This is a genomic window from Pseudoalteromonas sp. NH0006-26 (genome assembly GCF_057552415.1).
In genome coordinates, this window is the sequence record NZ_BAAJMJ010000005.1 from 72,661 (window position 1) to 90,233 (window position 17,573).

Below are 17,573 nucleotides of genomic sequence, written 5' to 3' on the forward strand. Positions count from 1 at the left end.
AATGTTAATGCACTAGCTTATCTGTTGCAATGATCAGAAGGTAGATACCGTACCAAATGATAACACTGCCTAATGTTATTCGTGTCCATGGGTGGTTAAAAAGCGTATTTAGCTTTTGTGCAGCCACACCTAAGGTGATCATGGCAGGAAATGTCCCTAGGGCAAATGACAGCATAACCAAAGCACCATTGAGGGCGTTGCCACTGGCCATTGCCCAGGTAAGTGCAGAGTATACTAAACCGCACGGTAACCAGCCCCATAACGCGCCATAACCAAGGGCTTTTAAAGGCGAATCAATGGGCATTAAATATTTATTAAGTTTAATTAAGTGCTGCCAAATAAGGGTTTTACCCAGTTTTTCAAGCCACTGTAAGGTGGCGGCTATGCGCATAATATAAACGCCAACCAGTAACATAAAAATACCGGCTAAAAATGACAAAAATAATGAAAAGGCAGAATTTTGCGTGGCAAACTGGCTACTAATACCCGCAACAAGGGCTCCTGCTAACATATAACTTAAAGCTCGACCGCTGTTATAAGCAAGAGAATATAACCAGGTTTGACGTTTGTTACTGGCAAGTTGTAACGAACTGGCAATACCGCCACACATAGCAATGCAATGACCACTGCCAATTAAACCCATTAAAAAAGCGCTAACAAAAATAGGGTCAATCATTACTTTTATTGTGCTGCTCTTTGTCGTCTTCAAACAAAATACTGTGGCCTTGCTTGTTTAAATCAGAGAATTGCTCGCCTTTTACAGCCCAAAAAAACACGCCAATAGCAATTAATACAAACAAAATAGCAATAGGAACTAAAATATAAATTATGCTCATAACTTTAATAGCCTTAGTGAATTACATATCACAATAATTGAGCTGGCAGACATACCAATAACCGCCATCCACGGCGCAACTAAGCCCATAGCAGCAAGCGGTAATATTGAGCCATTATATAATAAAGAAAGTGTTAGGTTTTGTTTAATTATACGTCGTGTTTGCTTGGCAACGGTTAATAAATGCGAGATGGAGGCTAAGTCACTGTTAAGCAATACAACATCGGCACTGTTTTTAGATATATCGGCACCGGTTTCCATGGCGATAGATAAATGGGCACTGGCAAATACTGGGCTGTCGTTTACGCCATCACCAACCATAGCAACAATTTCACCTTGAGTTGACCAATGATCAACGGCATTTTGTTTATCTTTTGGACTGCAACTGGCTTGCACTGAGTTAAGCTTTAACTTTTTAGCGACTTTGGCACCCGCATCAGATGCATCACCAGTTAGCATATGGCAACTAAGGTTAGCCGCTTGTAAAACATTAATTAGCTTATCGGCATCGGCTTTAACTTTATCTACAAAGTAAAAGCGTGCAACAGCCTGCTTGTTTATGTAAAGCGTGGCCTGTGCGTTGGTTTTCTTTGTATCAAACCAACCACTTTTACCAATAGCGTAATGCGTATTATCAAACTGAGCGCTTATCCCAATGCCTGGGTGCAGTTGTACATCGTCAAATTTACGTTGCCCTTTAAACTCCTTAAATGCACTGGCAATAGGGTGTTCAGAATAACTTTCAAGCTGGGCTGCAATATCAAGAACTTGCTCTTTACTGTATTTATCATCAAGTATGTCAACCACGTCGAGGCTAAACTTACCTTGTGTAAGCGTACCTGTTTTATCAAAGGCAAATAAAGTGAGCTTTGATAGGGTTTCGAGCACATGCGCTTGCTTAATTAATATGCCTTTGCGGGTTAAGGTTGCTACAGCACAGGTTAATGCGGTTGGAATTGCTAAACTTAATGCGCACGGGCAAGTGGCCACTAACACCGAAATAGTGATCCAAAATGCAACGTCAGGGTCTACCTGATACCAACCAATCGCAGTTATGGAAGCAAATACCAGTAATACAGCAACAAACCACTGCGCCACTTTATCGGTAATTTCAACCAGTCTTGGGCGTTTTGTCAGGGCATTATGTTGCAGGCGAATAATTTGATTAAGCAGGGTGTTTTGGCCTAGCTTATTGATTTTTATTTCAATTATACCATCATGATTAACTGTGCCTGCATATACGTTATGATCAATATACTTTCGTACTGGTTGATGTTCGCCGGTCATCATCGACTCATCAACACTGGTACTGCCTTTAACTAATATGCCATCAGCAGGAATGGTTTCGCCTGCTTTTATTAACACAATATCGTTAAGTTTGAGTTTTTTGGCGGCAATGATGTGCTCATTACCGTGTTCATCGAGCGTACGCGCAGTAAGGGGTAACAACTTTTGCAAGTTAGCAGTAAATTCACTGGCTTTTAAACGCGCTCTAAACTCTAAGTATTTACCTAATAAGAGTAAAAAGGTAAACATACAAATAGATTCAAAGTAAACTTCGCCTACTTCCATTACTGTGGCATAACAGCTAGCGCCATAAGCACCAAAAATAGCCAATGATACTGGCAAGTCCATATTCAGCTGTTTTGCTTTTAAGCCATTAATTGCATTACTTAAAAAGGGCAGGGCGCTGTATAGAATAACGGGGGTGGCGAGAATTAAACTGATCCATCTAAAGTACTGTTCAAAATTGCTATCCATTCCAGAGAACATGCCAAAGTACATTGCAAAGGCAAACATCATCACTTGCATGGTCATCAAACCTGCAACACCGAGACGACGAATATACGCTTTGGCAGTTTGCTGTTTTTGCTGGGCTTCTAAATCTGATTGGAATGGGTACGCTTTATAACCTATTTCAGCCAGTGAGGTAATTAGCTCACTTAAAGGCGTGGCGCTTTTATCCCAGTGGATCATGGCACGGTTTGTTGAGGTATTTACATCAACGCGTTTTACTGATTTAAGGTTTAATAATTGCTTTTCAATAAGCCAAGCACAGGCAGCGCAAGTTATACCTTCAACACTCAGTAGTACCTCAGAGCTGTCGTTATGCGTGCTAATAAACTCATCTTGAATATCTTCATTGTCATAGCTTTTAATAAAAGCGAGCTGTTCAGGAACCAGTTGTTCTACTTTACCTGCGCTAACAGTGCGGTATTTGTAGTAATCGGTCATTCCTTGGTCAATGATATTCTGTGCAACAGCCTGACAGCCAATGCAACACATTGGCTGAGATGTACTGTCTATAACTACATGTGCGCTAAACCCAGCAGGCACACTTTCAAGACAATGAAAGCAATTTTTAGACATACTAAATACTACTTATAGTTAGGAGTAACTAAAACGGTGGTTGTGGTTGGTAAAGTGACACTTTCTTTCATTTTCCAACTAGCATCAACGGGCTCAATAAACACTGAGTAAGCACCAGGCGTGTAGTTTTCTAATAATGCAGTAAACTCCTGGTTTGCATTAGGCGTCAAGGTTGCTTCAAAATCGTGGGCTTTAATAGTACGGTGGAAAAATGAAAGTTTTAACGCGTGGATATTGCTCGTATCGCCTTTAGTAAATTTAAAGCTTACTCGCTCATCAGATACATTTAAGTCACCATGCAGATACAAGGCTTTTGCTTTATCAAACTTGATTAGTTCTAAGTTGATTGCTTTGCCTTTTTTATAGTAATCATCAACGACCATATCTGGGCCGTTACCTATAGCTGTAATAAATAAACTAATGCAGCCAATAATTGCAGCTAGAGGGAAGAAGATTAAAAACCAAGGCCAAAAATTTTTATACCACGGAGTCGGTTGCATAGTTGCTCTAAAATTGATGAATGTGCAGCTATATTATAATAAATAAAAGAAAAAGACTAAAAAAAAGCCTCCGAGTGGAGGCTTTTTTGATCTGTATTAATCTATTGAAATAAAAAGATTAAAACTGAAACGTTTTGTTAACTTTATCGTTATTTTTCTTGCGATAAGCTGTAAACGTAAGCAGTTAATAGGTGAATTTTGTCTTCGCCTAAAATCTCTTTAAATGCAGGCATTACACCAGCACGACCGTGGTTAAGTGTTTCTTCAACAGCACGTTGAGAACCACCGTATAACCAAATGTTATCAGTTAGATTTGGTGCACCAAACGGTAGGTTATGCGCAACTGAGCCTTTACCATCTGCACCATGACATGCTGCACACATCGCGAACTTCGCTTTACCTGCCTCCGCGTCTTTTTGGTTAACAGTACGACCAGAGAGGCTAAGTACGTAAGCGGTCATTTCTTTAACGCCTTGCTCGCCTAATGCATCACCCCAAGGCGGCATTGCTGCAACACGACCTAAAAGTAATGTTTCTCTGATTTTGTCAGGCGTACCGCCATATAACCAGTCGTTATCTGTTAGGTTAGGGAAGCCAGTACCACCACGAGCATCAGAGCCATGACATTGCGCACAGTTTTGAGCAAATAAGCGTTGACCAATTTCAACTGCTAATTGACCCTGCGTTTGTTCATGTTTAGTGCCATTTTCAAGAGCGATTTGCTGAGCTGCATCACCCGCTAATTTAGAGTCAACTAATTCTAAAACAGGGGTTTTTGCCAATTCATTAAAAATCGGACCAAAACGCTCTTCAGCAGCGCGGTATTCTGCATCTAGCTTTACAAAGCGGCCATCTTCTTTAGCATCAATGACTGCTTCTTTCGATTCAGTTAAAGAGGTAACACCTTGATTTGAGCTAGTCCACTTTGCCAAGCCTTCCCAATTACCTAAACCTGGGTAAGCTGCTAGGTAATAAACAGACCATACAAACGTTGCGAAGAACATGTAAGTCCACCATTTTGGTAGAGGATTGTTTAATTCTTCAATGCCGTCAAACTCATGTCCACAGCTTTCACCTTCTTTTACGCCTACATAGTTTTTTAAGTTCCAAACTAGTAGACCAAAGATAATGATTAAGCATGCAAGGGTTAATACAATAACCCATATACTCCAAAAGCTAGTCATTTCTCAGACCCCTTTTCCTCGTTAGAGAGTGTATTGTTGTGTTTTTTTTCATCTTCAAAGATGACATTAGCAGCGTCTTTAAAACGACTTTTACTACGCTTGCTATATGCCCATCCAACAATCACAATAAATAATACTAAAATTACCAGAGTCAAAATGCCTCTGTATGTCCCGTAGTCCATAATAATCTACTTCAAATGTGTGCCAAGTTGTTGCAAATAAGCAATAAGGGCTTGCATTTCTGTTGCACCTTTACCGTCATTCATTGCGTCAACTTTAGCAATGTCAGCGATTAATTCCTCGTCACTGCCATAACCTAAACCCGGGTGTTTTGGGTTTTCTGGGTTAATAGCAAACGTGTCACGGAAAATTTGTAGCTTTTTCAGAGTTAAGCTTGTATCAAGCGTGTTCTCTGCTAACCAAGGGAAGCCTGGCATATTCGACTCAGGAACCACAGCGCGTGGATCAACTAAGTGCGCATAATGCCAGTCATCTGAGTAACGTTTACCTACACGTGCTAAGTCAGGACCAGTACGTTTAGAACCCCAAAGGAATGGGTGATCCCATACTGACTCACCCGCAACCGAGTAGTGACCGTAACGCTCAACTTCATCACGAAATGGACGAATCATTTGTGAGTGACAGTTAGCACAGCCTTCACGTACATAGATGTCACGACCTTCAAACTCAAGCGCGTTTAATGGGCGTAACCCATCAACGGGTTTAGTTGTGTCGTCTTGGAACATTAGCGGGGTAATTTCTACTAATGCACCAAAGCTGATTGCGAAAACAGTCAAGATGGCCATAAGGCCGATGTTTTTCTCGATAATTTCGTGTTTATTTTGCGAATTTTTATTGCTCATTATCTGACTCCGTTATGCTAACTGCGCTTGTTCATCAAGTTCTAGCGAGTTATTTTTCGCTGAAACTGTACGATAAACGTTATAAGCCATAACCAGCATACCTGCGACGATGAATACACCGCCTAAGAAACGCATAACATAGAAAGGATGAGAGGCTTCTAACGACTGAACAAAGCTGTACATTAATGTACCGTCAGAGTTTACTGCACGCCACATTAGGCCTTGCATTACACCTGAAATCCACATTGCAACAATGTATAAAACAACACCCACTGTGTGTAACCAGAAGTGTGTATTGATTAATTTAATGCTGTACATACGACCTTGCGAGAATAACGCAGGGATAAGGTGGTAAATAGCACCAATAGAAATCATTGCAACCCAACCTAATGCACCTGAGTGTACGTGACCTACAGTCCAATCTGTGTAGTGCGATAACGCATTTACAGATTTAATTGCCATCATTGGGCCTTCAAATGTCGACATACCGTAGAAAGACAATGAAACCACTAAGAAACGAAGTACCGGGTCAGTACGTAGCTTATGCCATGCACCTGAAAGAGTCATAATACCGTTGATCATACCACCCCAAGACGGTACAAATAAGATAATAGACATCACCATACCTAAGCTTTGCGTCCAATCAGGAAGCGCAGTGTAGTGAAGGTGGTGAGGGCCTGCCCAAATGTAAAGCGAGATAAGTGCCCAAAAGTGAACAACCGATAAACGGTATGAGTAAACTGGACGACCCGCTTGCTTTGGTACAAAGTAATACATCATACCTAAGAAACCAGCAGTAAGAAGGAAACCTACAGCGTTGTGTCCGTACCACCACTGAACCATTGCATCAACCGCACCGGCGTAAATTGAGTATGATTTGGTTAGTGAGACAGGAACAGCCATGCTGTTAACAATATGAAGTACTGCAACAGTAATAATGAAACCAGCATAGAACCAGTTAGCTACATAAATATGTGCTACTTTGCGTTTAGCAATGGTGCCCATAAAGACGATAGCGTAAGTTACCCAAACAACAGCAATTAAGATATCGATAGGCCACTCAAGTTCTGCATACTCTTTAGAAGTAGAAATACCCATTGGTAAAGTAATGGCTGCAAGAACAATAACTAACTGCCAACCCCAAAAGGTAAAGGCGGCTAATTTATCTGAAAGAAGGCGCGTTTGACATGTACGTTGTACGACGTAATAAGACGTCGCAAAAAGAGCACTTGTACCAAATGCGAAAATTACTGCGTTCGTGTGTAACGGACGAAGTCGAGAGTAAGTTAACCATGGTGTGTCAAAGTTAAGTGCTGGCCAAGCTAGTTGGGCAGCAATTAGAACCCCAATACCCATGCCAACGATGCCCCAAATCACTGTCATAATAGCGAATTGGCGTACAACTTTATAATTGTACTCAGTTTGTGATGCTACTGTTTGGCTCATTTTCTGGCTTCCGCTGCAATAAATGCGTTTAGAAATGAATTACCCACTTGTTAAAGTAGGACCTACTATTATTCCAAAGTATACTATCTAAACCCCACAATATGTGGTTTTAAAGATAATAATCTCAAGAAATACTTGTTTTTTTTGCGGTTGAAATGATAAATTTTTTGGCCTTAAAAAGATAGGTCAATTGCGTAATAATATGACATCAATCAAACTTTATTAAGTTGCTGTCTATTTTTTGAGGTGATTTGTACCTTACTCGCTCACTAAAGCCGATAATCAACCAACTTGCCCTAATGATGGGCTCATATATTAAATATTTTGAGAACCTGCATGTATATGTATAAAGTGTGTTTACTTTCTTTTCTATTATTTTTACTAGGCTGTGACTTTTCTGGATCAACAACAACACCAAAAGTAAGCCAATCACAAACCGAGTGTAAAAATAACACCCCCTGTATTTTTGAAAATCAAGTTAAAGTGTGGCTGAGCGAGGAAACCCTATCACCGGAAACACCGTTTTCAATTTATGCACAGTTACCGGCTGGCGTAATAATAACAGCGGCTAAGTTAGAGGGAGTAACTATGTATATGGGTTACATTCCCGTACAATTTAAAAATCAGAGCAGCGTTTGGGTAGCTAATACCATGGTAGGGATTTGCTCAGAAAAAAACATGGTGTGGAAGCTTATTCTTACTACTGTCGATACAAACACCGCCACAAGCGAAAATGTTGAATACTTTTTTAACGTTACCTATTAAAGATATTCTATTCAGGTGCGGCTTTTAACTGTGCCATTCCCATAGCATTATAGTGGCAAAGCCAAATGCCTCACATTTAATAGTTATCTGCAATTAAAGTCTATCTGATAAAATAACCATTCTTAATATAGCTTTTACATACCCATTTACCTTCCAAGTTTATAACTTAAGCTTTGTTCGGCTTACTTATTCAATAGTGCTCATACATGCAATAAAGCACCCATATCATTTATAGGTGGGTTTATCTAATGGACCCACTTTGATGACAGCTTTTGCTTTAACTTGTAACCAGTCTGAAACTCTCAATACACATAAAATTTGCATGATTAAAACTTATAACAAAAAATTTCAGACTAAATAAACAATCTCCTTGCATAAATATGGTTAGTAATTAACACCTAGTTTTACCGTTTTAATAACGAGCTGTGATTAACATGTTAACTTTCCTATTTAAGGCACATTATCCCGATAGTTACATTTAATTACAAACTCTACCTATTTGATTTCACCTGTGTTTTTTATGTGATTTGATTTGGTTTAGTGTATGATTTATATCTGTTTTTATTCATTAACAATGAAACATGCTGTAACCTTTGTTCCTTTCGTGGGACGCCCTAATTTGTGTGGATTGTAAAGTACTCACCTGTTAAGTTTTCGTTCAGTTAAAGGCGCCTAAGTTGCTCCCGCTCACTCAAAATTCTCATAAAAGTGGGCATTACCAATTCAGGTAAATTTTCAACAAGTAGGGTTCATCCATGAAAAAATCAACTCTTGGTTTAGCTGTAATTGCAGCAATCCCAATGTTCTCAAGTGTTCAGGTTTTAGCTGCAGACGAAGCAGCAAAGTCAATTGAAAAAATTCAAGTAACGGGCTCTCGTATCAAGCGTTCAGATATGGAAAACGCAAGCCCAGTTACACTTATCGGTGCTGATGACATCCAAGCTATGGGTGCAACAAGTATTGATAGCGTTTTACAAAAAATGACCGCTACAGGCGGTGCAATGACCAACCCTGGTGTTAATAATGGTTCAGGTGGTAATGCACGTATCGATTTACGTGGCTTAGGTGCTAACCGTACATTAGTACTTGTTAATGGTCGTCGTATGATTGCATCAGGTACTGGTGCAGCATCAACGGTTGATTTAAACACCATTCCAGTTTCAATGATTAAGCAAGTAGAAGTACTTAAAGATGGTGCATCTGCTGTATACGGTACTGATGCGGTTGCAGGCGTAGTAAATATTATCTTAAAAGATAATTTTGAAGGTCTAGACATGAACGTCAACACTGCAATTACAGGCGAAGGCGACGCAACAGAAAATTCTATAGATTTCACTGTAGGCAGCTCATTCGACAAAGGTAATATTGTTATCGGCATGCAGTACACTGACCGTGGTAAAGCATCTCAAGCTGATCGTGATTACTCAAACTGTCCAATTGCTGAAGGTGCAAACGGCTTATATTGTACAGGTTCTTCATACAATGAAGGCGGTCATATTTGGAACGGTAACGGTGAAAAAGGCACAACTGTAAACGCTAAAGGCGAAGATACAACAGTTTCTCTTATCGATGATAATGGTGTAACAGGGCGTGGTGGTGATTACCATCGTTATACTAATGAAGATGCTTATAACTACTCACCAGCAAGCTACCTTTACACGCCAATGGAGCGTTTAAACTTAACAGGTATCGCTACATACGAACTATCTGATGACACAAGCGTATTTGCTGAATTTACTTATACAAAGCGTTGGTCAGAGCAGCAAATGGCACCACAGCCAGTATGGTTTGATTTTGAGTACAATACAGAGAATATGGGTGACTCACTATTAACTCAAAGCTATGATAATCGTGTTGATTTAAATGGTGACGGCTACTTAGATAAAGATGCTGATGGTAACTACATCACACAAGAAACGAATTACAAAAATGGTGATGCAATTTCTTACGGTCGTCGTATGTCAGACACTGGCGCGCGTTACTTTGAACAGTCAGTTGATACTGTTCGTGCTGTAGTAGGTGCAGAAGGTTTTGTGGGTGATTATTCTTGGGACGTATCAGCTAACTTCGGTCGTAACGACTCAGTTGATAAGTTAAGTAATCTTCACAACATGGGTGCTATTCAAGATCAAATTACAGAAGGGAAGTTTAACCCGCTTGATCAATCAGCATGGCTTTCTGAAGACTTCCGCAAAAATGTTTACACAGAAGTTAACAACGGTGGTAGCCAATTATTCATATTAGCAGCGTCTGTTTCAGGTGAAATGTTTGAATTACCAGCAGGTTATGCTGCATTTGCAGCGGGTGTAGAGCGTCGTCAAGAAAAAGCATGGTTTACGCCAGATTCATTAACAGCGCAAGGCCTTGCAAACGACCCAATGGTTGAGCCAACTGCAGGTGGTTTTGATGTAAACGAAGCCTATGTTGAGTTCGCTATTCCTCTACTAGCTGATGCACCTCTTGCACAAAATGTTGAGCTAAGCGCAGCAATTCGTGCATTCGATTACAGTACATTTGGCTCTGATGAGACATGGAAACTAGGTCTTACTTGGAAAGTAAATGATGAATTAATGTTACGTAGTGTTGTTTCAACAGCTTTCCGTGCACCAACGGTTTCTGAGTTATATTCAGGTAATTCACCATCGTTTGATCAAATTGATTTCCCAGGTGCACAAGAACAAGCAGAAGTAACAGTCGGTGGTAATGATGCATTAACACCAGAAGAAGCTGATACTTTAACTGCCGGTATTGTTTATGAGCCACAGTGGTTTGATGGTTTCTCAATGACACTTGATTACTATGAGATTGACATTGAAAATGCGATCACACAAGTTGATAGTCAATACATTGTTGAACAGTGTCTAAATAACCCAGCAAATTCTAGCACAGCACTTTGTAAGTCAGCGGGTGTTTCAATGGATGCAACTGGCCGTGTTAAATTTAATAACCAGTTACAAAACGTAGGTTCTGAAAAAACATCGGGTGTTGATTTAAACCTAGCATACAGCTTTGAAGCTGCAGGCCTTAACTGGAAAGCAGGCTTAGACACAACATACTTAGAAGAGTATGTAGTTGCAGTAACGGGTTCTCCAGTTGATTACGCAGGTGTAATTACTTCTGGTACTGGTGGTTATGCAGATCTTAAGTCAAACCTAACAATTAATGTGTCAGGTGACAACTGGGATGCACAATACCAAATGCGTTACATCGCGGGTATGGATAGCTACGCATGTCTAAATAAAGACACGTGTTATGCACCTACAACACCATCAGTTATCTACAGTGACTTGAGTGGTAGCTACCTAGTAAACGATACTGTTTCTCTTTCAGCAGGTGTAAACAACTTGTTCGATAAACAGCCTCCTTACTACACTGGTAACAACGACTCAAACACTGACCCGTACACTTACGATGTGTTAGGTCGTCGTTTCTTTGCAAGCGTAAACGTTAAATTCTAATTTTAACTAATTAGAATTGCTAAAAGGCCTAGTTTTTACTAGGCCTTTTTTGTTGAACAAAATTAAAGAGGCACGTAAACTTGAATATCAGACCCTAGGAGGCATCATTGTTAAAGCAAGACGAAAATTTATCGTTTGTTATTGAACCGCAATTATCACCGCGTGCAGAGCAGCGTCTCGATCTCTATTTTTCTATCCCAAACGAGATGGGTATTAATGCACAAACCCTTAGCGAAGAGTCTTACTTTAATAACCAATTTAAATCTTTTGTAGCCTACAACGCTAATAATATCCACCTTCCATTGGTACGAAGCCGCTTTGTGAGTAAAAACAAAGGTGAGCAACAAGACTACCGACAAAATCTAAATTTATATTGTTATCAAGTACGCCTTGCTATTGATGCTGATATTAAAGATGCGTTAAAAATTCAAGAAAGCGATGAATTTTACCAACGTGCAATGGAGCTTTGCGAGCAAAGCCAAAGCCTACTTCGAAAACTCAGACGTTACACCCCAGATAACGAAAAGTTGATCCCGTTTTATACTAATGCTGATAACTACCTAAGCTGGCAAATTGAACAAACTTTTTTAAAGCTGCTTGATGAAGGCCCGCGTAGTAGCGATCACGCTAAAGAGCGAAATGACTTACTAAACTTTTGTAAGTCAGAGAGTGAGTATCGAGCAGAGCAGCAATATAATTCTGATTCAACACTTAAAGACGCCAATAGAATTACTAATAAGATGCGTTTACTCCAGCGTTTAATAGAGCATGGAGTGATTTTACAGCGCCAAACACGCTATCTTAATAGCTATTTAAAACGTTTGGTAAAAGGCTCTGTAACGGCCGTTATAATGGCTTTTGTAATGGTGGTTATTTTAAATGCGCGTTCTACCTTTACTGAAATAACCGCCTCATTGATTTTGATTTTAGGGGTTATTTACGGGCTGAGAGAAATATTTAAAGAAGATATTACCCGTATTATTTGGCGTGCTATTGTGCGAGGGCGGCCAAAATGGCGGTTTATTTTTAAAAACAGCATCACAAAAGATAAAGTGGCGAGCCAGTTTATTTGGTTAGAATACACCCGGTTTAAAAAAATCCCTAAAGAAGTGAGAAAAATTTTCTCCAAGCGTCGTCAACAAAATAAACAGGCGGCACAATGGCTGCATTTTGCTAGCGAAACACGGGTCAGTGCTAAAGAATTTTTGCCAGGCTACGATAGCTTGCAGCAAACACTGCAATTTAATCTTGCGCCATTTGCACGTTATTTAAAAAAGGGGGAGGGGAAACTCTACCATTTAGAAAATAATAAAATTTCTAAACAGGGAGTCGAAAGACGCTACCAATTAAATATGGTATTAGTTCTAACCGAATCTGATAATGCACTGTATCAACGCTACAAAATCACTTTAAATCGCAGTAAAATTGTCAATATAGAGCTGATTTACACCAGTGACGCTAAAAAAGAGGAATAACATACGTTATTCCTTTATTTCTTAACCTTAACTAGCTTACTTATCTGTTAGCCCTTTTTTGCTGTATAGCGTTACTTTGTCTGATACTAAGGTAATTTCGATGTTTTTAGCGTCATCCCCCCAAGTACAGCTAGTATGCAGTGTTTTTTCTACACAATTATCAGCACTACCTAAAATGGCTTCAACTTCAGTTTTGTCCATTCCGATTTTAATTTTTTCGTAATTTTCCAAGCTTACTTTCGAACAAGCCGCAAGACTCAGTGCTGCAGCAATTATTAGTAGTTTTTTCATTGTTATTTTCCTTTGAGTAAATACCGTTAATGATTAAATTTTCGAATTTGTACAATCATCCCCAGTCGAGGGTGATCAAAGTAATGAATATCTTCGCTAAACACCCGTCTAAACTGTGAAAAACGGGCTGACTCTAGCTCTCCGTTGTCACGTTTTTCACTAATATCAAAGTGTGCATTAATGAATAAGTAATGGCGCAAGTGTATTTTAAATAGCCCATCTAATTCCCATTTCATTTCGGGAGATTGAGTTTCGATAAATAGTGGCTCAGGCGTATTTATCAAGCTAATAAAATCAGAATTGGCGTAACTAATCGCGGTGTTTATATTGTTCTTTAATTGGCTGCCTGCAAACAAGTGTATGCTAGGCGAACGTGATTTGCTCGCACCTTCAAATCGCCAACCGGTATGTAATAAAGGAGTAAGCCCTTTGCGGTCTAGGGCTTGACGCTGTGATTCGAACTGCAATTGCTCAGGGGCTAACAGGTAAGTTTGCTCCATCGTCTCTTGTGCTGGTGCCTGAGGGATTACTGGTAGCACATCGTAACTCTTTATATAATCAATGCTGTCGTTACACGCTGCTGACTGTGGGTTTGAGTTAACTAAGGTGTCAGCAAAGGTACGTGTTTGAAAACGCGGGTCGCCGTTTATACACGCGTCCATTGCTTGGTTTTTATAAACTGGGCTTAGTAAATCTAAGGTGTTTTTATCTTCTATGGCATCGTGCTTTAAGCTAAAGTCTTCTTGTAGGTATGGGGCAGGGCGTTGTTTAAATATCAATACCTCTACTTCAAACCAGCGCTCTGCAAATGCAGTACTGCTGAACAAGCAGCATAAAATAACCAGCGATTTTTTCAGCAACATTAATGGCTAACCTTTTTTTCGAAATCTGCAATCATAGCAGTGATCATTTTTAAGCGTTCACGGGCATTTGCCTCGCTAATGGCAAAGCGTAATTTATTTGCGCCATCCATCTTGTAGATATGCGGCGCACTTTGTATCAAACCAATAATGAAGCTAGGATTAACCTTAGTATTTTGACTAAACTCAAAGTAACCCCCTTTCGGGTTAGCTTCAATTTTTGTTATGCCTAAATTACTCGCCTGCATTTTTAGTTGTTGTAAGCTAAACAAGTTTTTAGCTGCATCGGGTAATAAACCAAAGCGGTCTATTAATTCAACTTGCAGCTCATCAATATCAGCAAGACTAGCACAACTTGCTACACGCTTGTACATACCTAAACGCGCATTAACATCGTGAATATAATCATCTGGTAACAAGGCCGGTAGTTTTAAGTCTACTTCTGTTTGTTTTTGTAATAGATTTTCAAGAGTTGGCTCTTGACCATTTTTAAGTGCGTTAACGGCCTGTTCAAGCATTTCCATATACAAATTAAAGCCAATGGTCTGCATTTGCCCTGATTGATCATCCCCTAATAGCTCACCCGCACCACGAATTTCTAAATCATGAGTTGCTAAGGCAAAGCCTGCACCTAAATCTTCCAGTGATGCAATCGCGTCTAAACGTTTTTTCGCATCTTTAGAGAGTGCCTTAGGGTTGCCGGTAAGTAAATAAGCATAGGCTTGGTGATGGCTTCTACCTACACGTCCGCGTAATTGGTGTAGCTGAGCAAGACCAAGTTTATCGGCTCTATCCATAATTATGGTGTTTGCTGTGGGCACATCAATACCGGTTTCAATAATCGTAGTACACACAAGGACATTGTATTTTTGATGATAAAAATCAGTCATTATTTGCTCAAGCTCTTGCTCTCGCATTTGACCATGTGCAGAGGTTACTGTTGCCTCAGGCACCCATTCGCTAATTTCTTGAGCGACACGTTCAATAGTTTCTACGTTGTTATGTAAAAAGTATACTTGGCCGCCACGTTTAATTTCACGTAGTACCGCTTCGCGAATAAGCTCTTCGTCGCGTTGGCGTACAAAGGTTTTAACCGCTAAACGTTTAGCCGGTGGAGTGGCAATGATTGATAAATCACGCATGCCACTCATCGCCATATTTAATGTACGCGGAATAGGGGTTGCGGTCAGAGTGAGTATGTCAACATCTGCTCTCAGGGCTTTAATTTTTTCTTTTTGACGAACCCCAAATCGATGCTCTTCATCAACAATTAACAGACCTAAATCTTTAAAGTTGATATCTTGTTGAATCAATTTATGAGTGCCAATAACCACATCTAGCTTGCCATCACTCATTCTTTCAAGGGTTTCTTTTTGCTCTTTGGTCGAATTAAAACGCGACAGCACACCCACTTCAATTGGAAAATCAGCAAAGCGGTCTTTAAAATTATCGTAGTGTTGCTGAGCAAGTAGGGTGGTAGGGACTAAAATAGCCACCTGCTTATTATCGTTAACTGCTACAAAGGCTGCACGCATAGCTACTTCGGTCTTACCAAAACCTACATCACCACATACTAAGCGATCCATGGCTTGTTTTGACTGCATGTCACCAAGTACCGCTTCAATGGCGTTACGTTGATCATCCGTTTCTTCAAACGGGAAGCTATCGCTAAATTGGCGATAAGCTTGGCCATCAAGCGTAAACTTATTACCAGGCTTAGCTTGGCGTTGTGCATATATGTCGAGTAACTCTGCGGCTACATCACGTACTTTTTCGGCGGCGCGCTTTTTCGCTTTATCCCAGGCATCAGAGCCGAGCTTATGCAGTGGCGCACTGGCCTCTTCACCGCCTGAGTAACGACTAAGCATATGAAGTGCCGATACCGGCACATAAAGCTTTGCTTCACCTGCATAAGTAATAGTTACAAATTCAGTCACCACACCGGCGGCATCAATCGTTTGCAGCCCTTGATAACGGCCCACACCATGGTCAAGGTGCACAACTGGTTGGCCTTCTTTAAGCTCTGCTAAGTTACGAATTAACGCGTCTTGGCTTGCTTCATACTTGTGCTTACGACGTCTGCGTTGTGATACTTTGATCCCAAGCAATTCTTGCTCGGTAATAATGCTCAAGCTTGGTTTAGTACTAAGCACTACACTTTGCTCAAGCGGACTGACAATTAAACCAACGTCATTACTGCTGTTGGTAAACTGCTCAAAACTATCAAATTCTTTAAATTTTAAGCCGCTAGGTTTTAATATACTCAGTAATGATTCGCGTCGACCGTCTGACTCAACACTGATGACAACTCGGCCTTTTTTCTTTTTTTGTTCTGCCACATAATTTATAAATGCATCGTAGGGTTGATGTTGTTTATGATCGATGCGTACATTGGGCAATTCATTAACTGCGAGGTTTTTATTACCTGCTTTGGTGCCTAGCTTTGCTTGCGATAGGCGAATGCGGCCATAATTGCCTAAATTGGAAAACAGCTCATTAATTGGCTGATATAATTCATCGGGCGGTAATAGTGGACGCAGAGGATCTACACGGCGGTTCTCATAACGCACATTAACATCGTGCCAAAAGTTATCTGCTGCATGCTCTAAATCCCCTAACTGCATGACGGTTGTTGAGTCAGGCAAGTAGTCGAATATGGTTGCTAAGCCTTCAAAAAACAGCGGCATGTAATATTCTATACCTGCTGGCCAATTGCCTTTGCTGACCTGCATGTAGACTGAGTCTTGCTCAGCACTTGCGCCAAATTTTTCACGATAGCTTATTCTGAAACGTTCAATATCTGATTCGTTAGTAGGGAACTCATGAGCAGGCAGTAGCTCAATTTTGTCTACTTTTTCGTCTGATCGCTGAGTTTCCACATCAAATAAACGGATGGTATCTAGCTCATCATCAAAAAAGTCGAGCCTAAATGGATGCTTACTCCCCATGGGGTATAAATCAACAATAGAGCCGCGTATGGCATATTCGCCATGTTCCATGACTTGTTGCACATGTAAGTAACCCGCTTGCTCTAAATTTTCTCGCAGGGCATGGGTGTCTAATCTATCGCCTACTTTAAAGTTCAGCGTTGAGCCGTATATAAATGATGCTGGGGCAGTACGCAGCATCAAGGTTGATACCGGCACAATGAGCACGCTTTGTTGCTCTTTTTTCAGTGTATTGAGTGTTGCTAAGCGCGCTGAAATAATATCTTGGTGGGGTGAGAAGTGATCATAAGGCAATGTTTCCCAATCCGGAAATATCATCACTGGGTTATCAGGCAGCAAGTACTCTAATTCTGTTTCAAGGCGCAGAGCACTTGGTGTATCAGGGGTAACAATTAACACCAAGTTATCTTGCTGTTTTACACCTTGTGCAATAGCAATGCTTAAGCCACTGCCTAAAAGTTCGCCCCATTGAATTTTATCTTTTTGAGATTTTACCCAAGGCAAGGCTGCCCATTGCTCAAACGCCATTAATTACTCCATTAAATTAGGCTCTTAACGAATAAGAGCCACACTATTAT

The 17,573-nt window shown here is 40.3% G+C and carries 14 protein-coding genes; 3 read left to right on the forward strand and 11 right to left on the reverse strand.

Annotated elements, in window-relative coordinates; translation table 11 throughout:
- Positions 1 to 4: 4 nt before the first annotated feature.
- From AC27JR_RS09155 to ccoN, 8 genes are all read right to left on the reverse strand, one after another.
- On the reverse strand, positions 5 to 676 hold the full coding sequence (locus AC27JR_RS09155) for a sulfite exporter TauE/SafE family protein (protein WP_487173391.1): 672 nt from the start codon (positions 674 to 676) through the stop codon (positions 5 to 7).
- Positions 669 to 836 carry a cbb3-type cytochrome oxidase assembly protein CcoS gene (gene ccoS, locus AC27JR_RS09160; protein WP_008109812.1) on the reverse strand — a complete coding sequence of 56 codons (168 nt, stop codon included), beginning with the start codon at positions 834 to 836 and terminating at the stop codon, positions 669 to 671. The genes AC27JR_RS09155 and ccoS overlap by 8 nt, the downstream gene beginning before the upstream one ends.
- A complete protein-coding gene (locus tag AC27JR_RS09165; protein WP_487173392.1) occupies positions 833 to 3,205 on the reverse strand; it encodes a heavy metal translocating P-type ATPase in 2,373 nt (790 codons plus the stop codon). Before AC27JR_RS09165 ends, ccoS begins: the two co-directional genes overlap by 4 nt.
- 8 nt (positions 3,206 to 3,213) lie before the next feature.
- A complete protein-coding gene (locus AC27JR_RS09170; RefSeq protein ID WP_372859654.1) occupies positions 3,214 to 3,705 on the reverse strand; it encodes a FixH family protein in 492 nt (163 codons plus the stop codon).
- 149 nt (positions 3,706 to 3,854) lie between these two features.
- Positions 3,855 to 4,889 (reverse strand): cytochrome-c oxidase, cbb3-type subunit III, encoded by a 1,035-nt coding sequence (gene ccoP, locus AC27JR_RS09175; protein ID WP_008109816.1) that lies wholly within the window; start codon positions 4,887 to 4,889, stop codon positions 3,855 to 3,857.
- Positions 4,886 to 5,071, reverse strand: coding sequence for a cbb3-type cytochrome oxidase subunit 3 (locus tag AC27JR_RS09180; RefSeq protein ID WP_010389598.1), 186 nt, complete (start codon positions 5,069 to 5,071; stop codon positions 4,886 to 4,888). Before AC27JR_RS09180 ends, ccoP begins: the two co-directional genes overlap by 4 nt.
- A 6-nt stretch (positions 5,072 to 5,077) precedes the next feature.
- Positions 5,078 to 5,752: a cytochrome-c oxidase, cbb3-type subunit II gene (gene ccoO / locus AC27JR_RS09185; protein WP_008109817.1), complete on the reverse strand. Its 675-nt coding sequence runs from the start codon at positions 5,750 to 5,752 to the stop codon at positions 5,078 to 5,080.
- 12 nt (positions 5,753 to 5,764) lie between these two features.
- Positions 5,765 to 7,198, reverse strand: a complete 1,434-nt coding sequence (gene ccoN, locus AC27JR_RS09190; protein ID WP_008109818.1) for a cytochrome-c oxidase, cbb3-type subunit I — start codon at positions 7,196 to 7,198, stop codon at positions 5,765 to 5,767.
- Positions 7,199 to 7,534: 336 nt separating this feature from the next.
- On the opposite strand from ccoN, the gene AC27JR_RS09195 reads away from it, so the two are divergent.
- From AC27JR_RS09195 to AC27JR_RS09205, 3 genes are all read left to right on the forward strand, one after another.
- Positions 7,535 to 7,963: a hypothetical protein gene (locus AC27JR_RS09195; protein WP_487173393.1), complete on the forward strand. Its 429-nt coding sequence runs from the start codon at positions 7,535 to 7,537 to the stop codon at positions 7,961 to 7,963.
- A gap of 755 nt (positions 7,964 to 8,718) precedes the next feature.
- Entirely contained in the window at positions 8,719 to 11,421 is a 2,703-nt protein-coding gene (locus AC27JR_RS09200) for a TonB-dependent receptor (protein ID WP_487173394.1), read from the forward strand.
- A gap of 107 nt (positions 11,422 to 11,528) precedes the next feature.
- The gene (locus AC27JR_RS09205; RefSeq protein ID WP_008109821.1) at positions 11,529 to 12,896 is read left to right on the forward strand and encodes a hypothetical protein; all 1,368 of its coding nucleotides are present in this window, start codon (positions 11,529 to 11,531) and stop codon (positions 12,894 to 12,896) included.
- 36 nt (positions 12,897 to 12,932) lie between these two features.
- Here AC27JR_RS09205 and AC27JR_RS09210 read toward each other — a convergent pair whose 3' ends face one another.
- Genes AC27JR_RS09210 through mfd form a run of 3 tightly spaced genes read right to left on the reverse strand, consistent with a single transcriptional unit; the run spans position 12,933 to position 17,523 of the window.
- Positions 12,933 to 13,187, reverse strand: coding sequence for a hypothetical protein (locus tag AC27JR_RS09210; protein ID WP_008468173.1), 255 nt, complete (start codon positions 13,185 to 13,187; stop codon positions 12,933 to 12,935).
- Positions 13,188 to 13,213: 26 nt separating this feature from the next.
- Complete coding sequence (locus AC27JR_RS09215; protein ID WP_131690842.1) at positions 13,214 to 14,050, reverse strand: peptidoglycan binding protein CsiV; 837 nt, start codon at positions 14,048 to 14,050, stop codon at positions 13,214 to 13,216.
- Positions 14,050 to 17,523 (reverse strand): transcription-repair coupling factor, encoded by a 3,474-nt coding sequence (gene mfd / locus AC27JR_RS09220; protein WP_487173395.1) that lies wholly within the window; start codon positions 17,521 to 17,523, stop codon positions 14,050 to 14,052. The genes AC27JR_RS09215 and mfd overlap by 1 nt, the downstream gene beginning before the upstream one ends.
- Between the last annotated feature and the right edge of the window lie 50 nt (positions 17,524 to 17,573).

Coding starts and splice junctions, on each gene's coding strand:
- AC27JR_RS09195 (WP_487173393.1), top strand. CDS start 7,535: ATGTATATGTATAAAGTGTGTTTACTTTCTTTTCTATTATTTTTACTA.
- AC27JR_RS09170 (WP_372859654.1), bottom strand. CDS start 3,705: ATGCAACCGACTCCGTGGTATAAAAATTTTTGGCCTTGGTTTTTAATC.
- AC27JR_RS09180 (WP_010389598.1), bottom strand. CDS start 5,071: ATGGACTACGGGACATACAGAGGCATTTTGACTCTGGTAATTTTAGTA.
- ccoS (WP_008109812.1), bottom strand. CDS start 836: ATGAGCATAATTTATATTTTAGTTCCTATTGCTATTTTGTTTGTATTA.
- AC27JR_RS09210 (WP_008468173.1), bottom strand. CDS start 13,187: ATGAAAAAACTACTAATAATTGCTGCAGCACTGAGTCTTGCGGCTTGT.
- ccoN (WP_008109818.1), bottom strand. CDS start 7,198: ATGAGCCAAACAGTAGCATCACAAACTGAGTACAATTATAAAGTTGTA.
- AC27JR_RS09155 (WP_487173391.1), bottom strand. CDS start 676: ATGATTGACCCTATTTTTGTTAGCGCTTTTTTAATGGGTTTAATTGGC.
- ccoO (WP_008109817.1), bottom strand. CDS start 5,752: ATGAGCAATAAAAATTCGCAAAATAAACACGAAATTATCGAGAAAAAC.
- AC27JR_RS09165 (WP_487173392.1), bottom strand. CDS start 3,205: ATGTCTAAAAATTGCTTTCATTGTCTTGAAAGTGTGCCTGCTGGGTTT.
- AC27JR_RS09200 (WP_487173394.1), top strand. CDS start 8,719: ATGAAAAAATCAACTCTTGGTTTAGCTGTAATTGCAGCAATCCCAATG.
- ccoP (WP_008109816.1), bottom strand. CDS start 4,889: ATGACTAGCTTTTGGAGTATATGGGTTATTGTATTAACCCTTGCATGC.
- AC27JR_RS09215 (WP_131690842.1), bottom strand. CDS start 14,050: ATGTTGCTGAAAAAATCGCTGGTTATTTTATGCTGCTTGTTCAGCAGT.
- mfd (WP_487173395.1), bottom strand. CDS start 17,523: ATGGCGTTTGAGCAATGGGCAGCCTTGCCTTGGGTAAAATCTCAAAAA.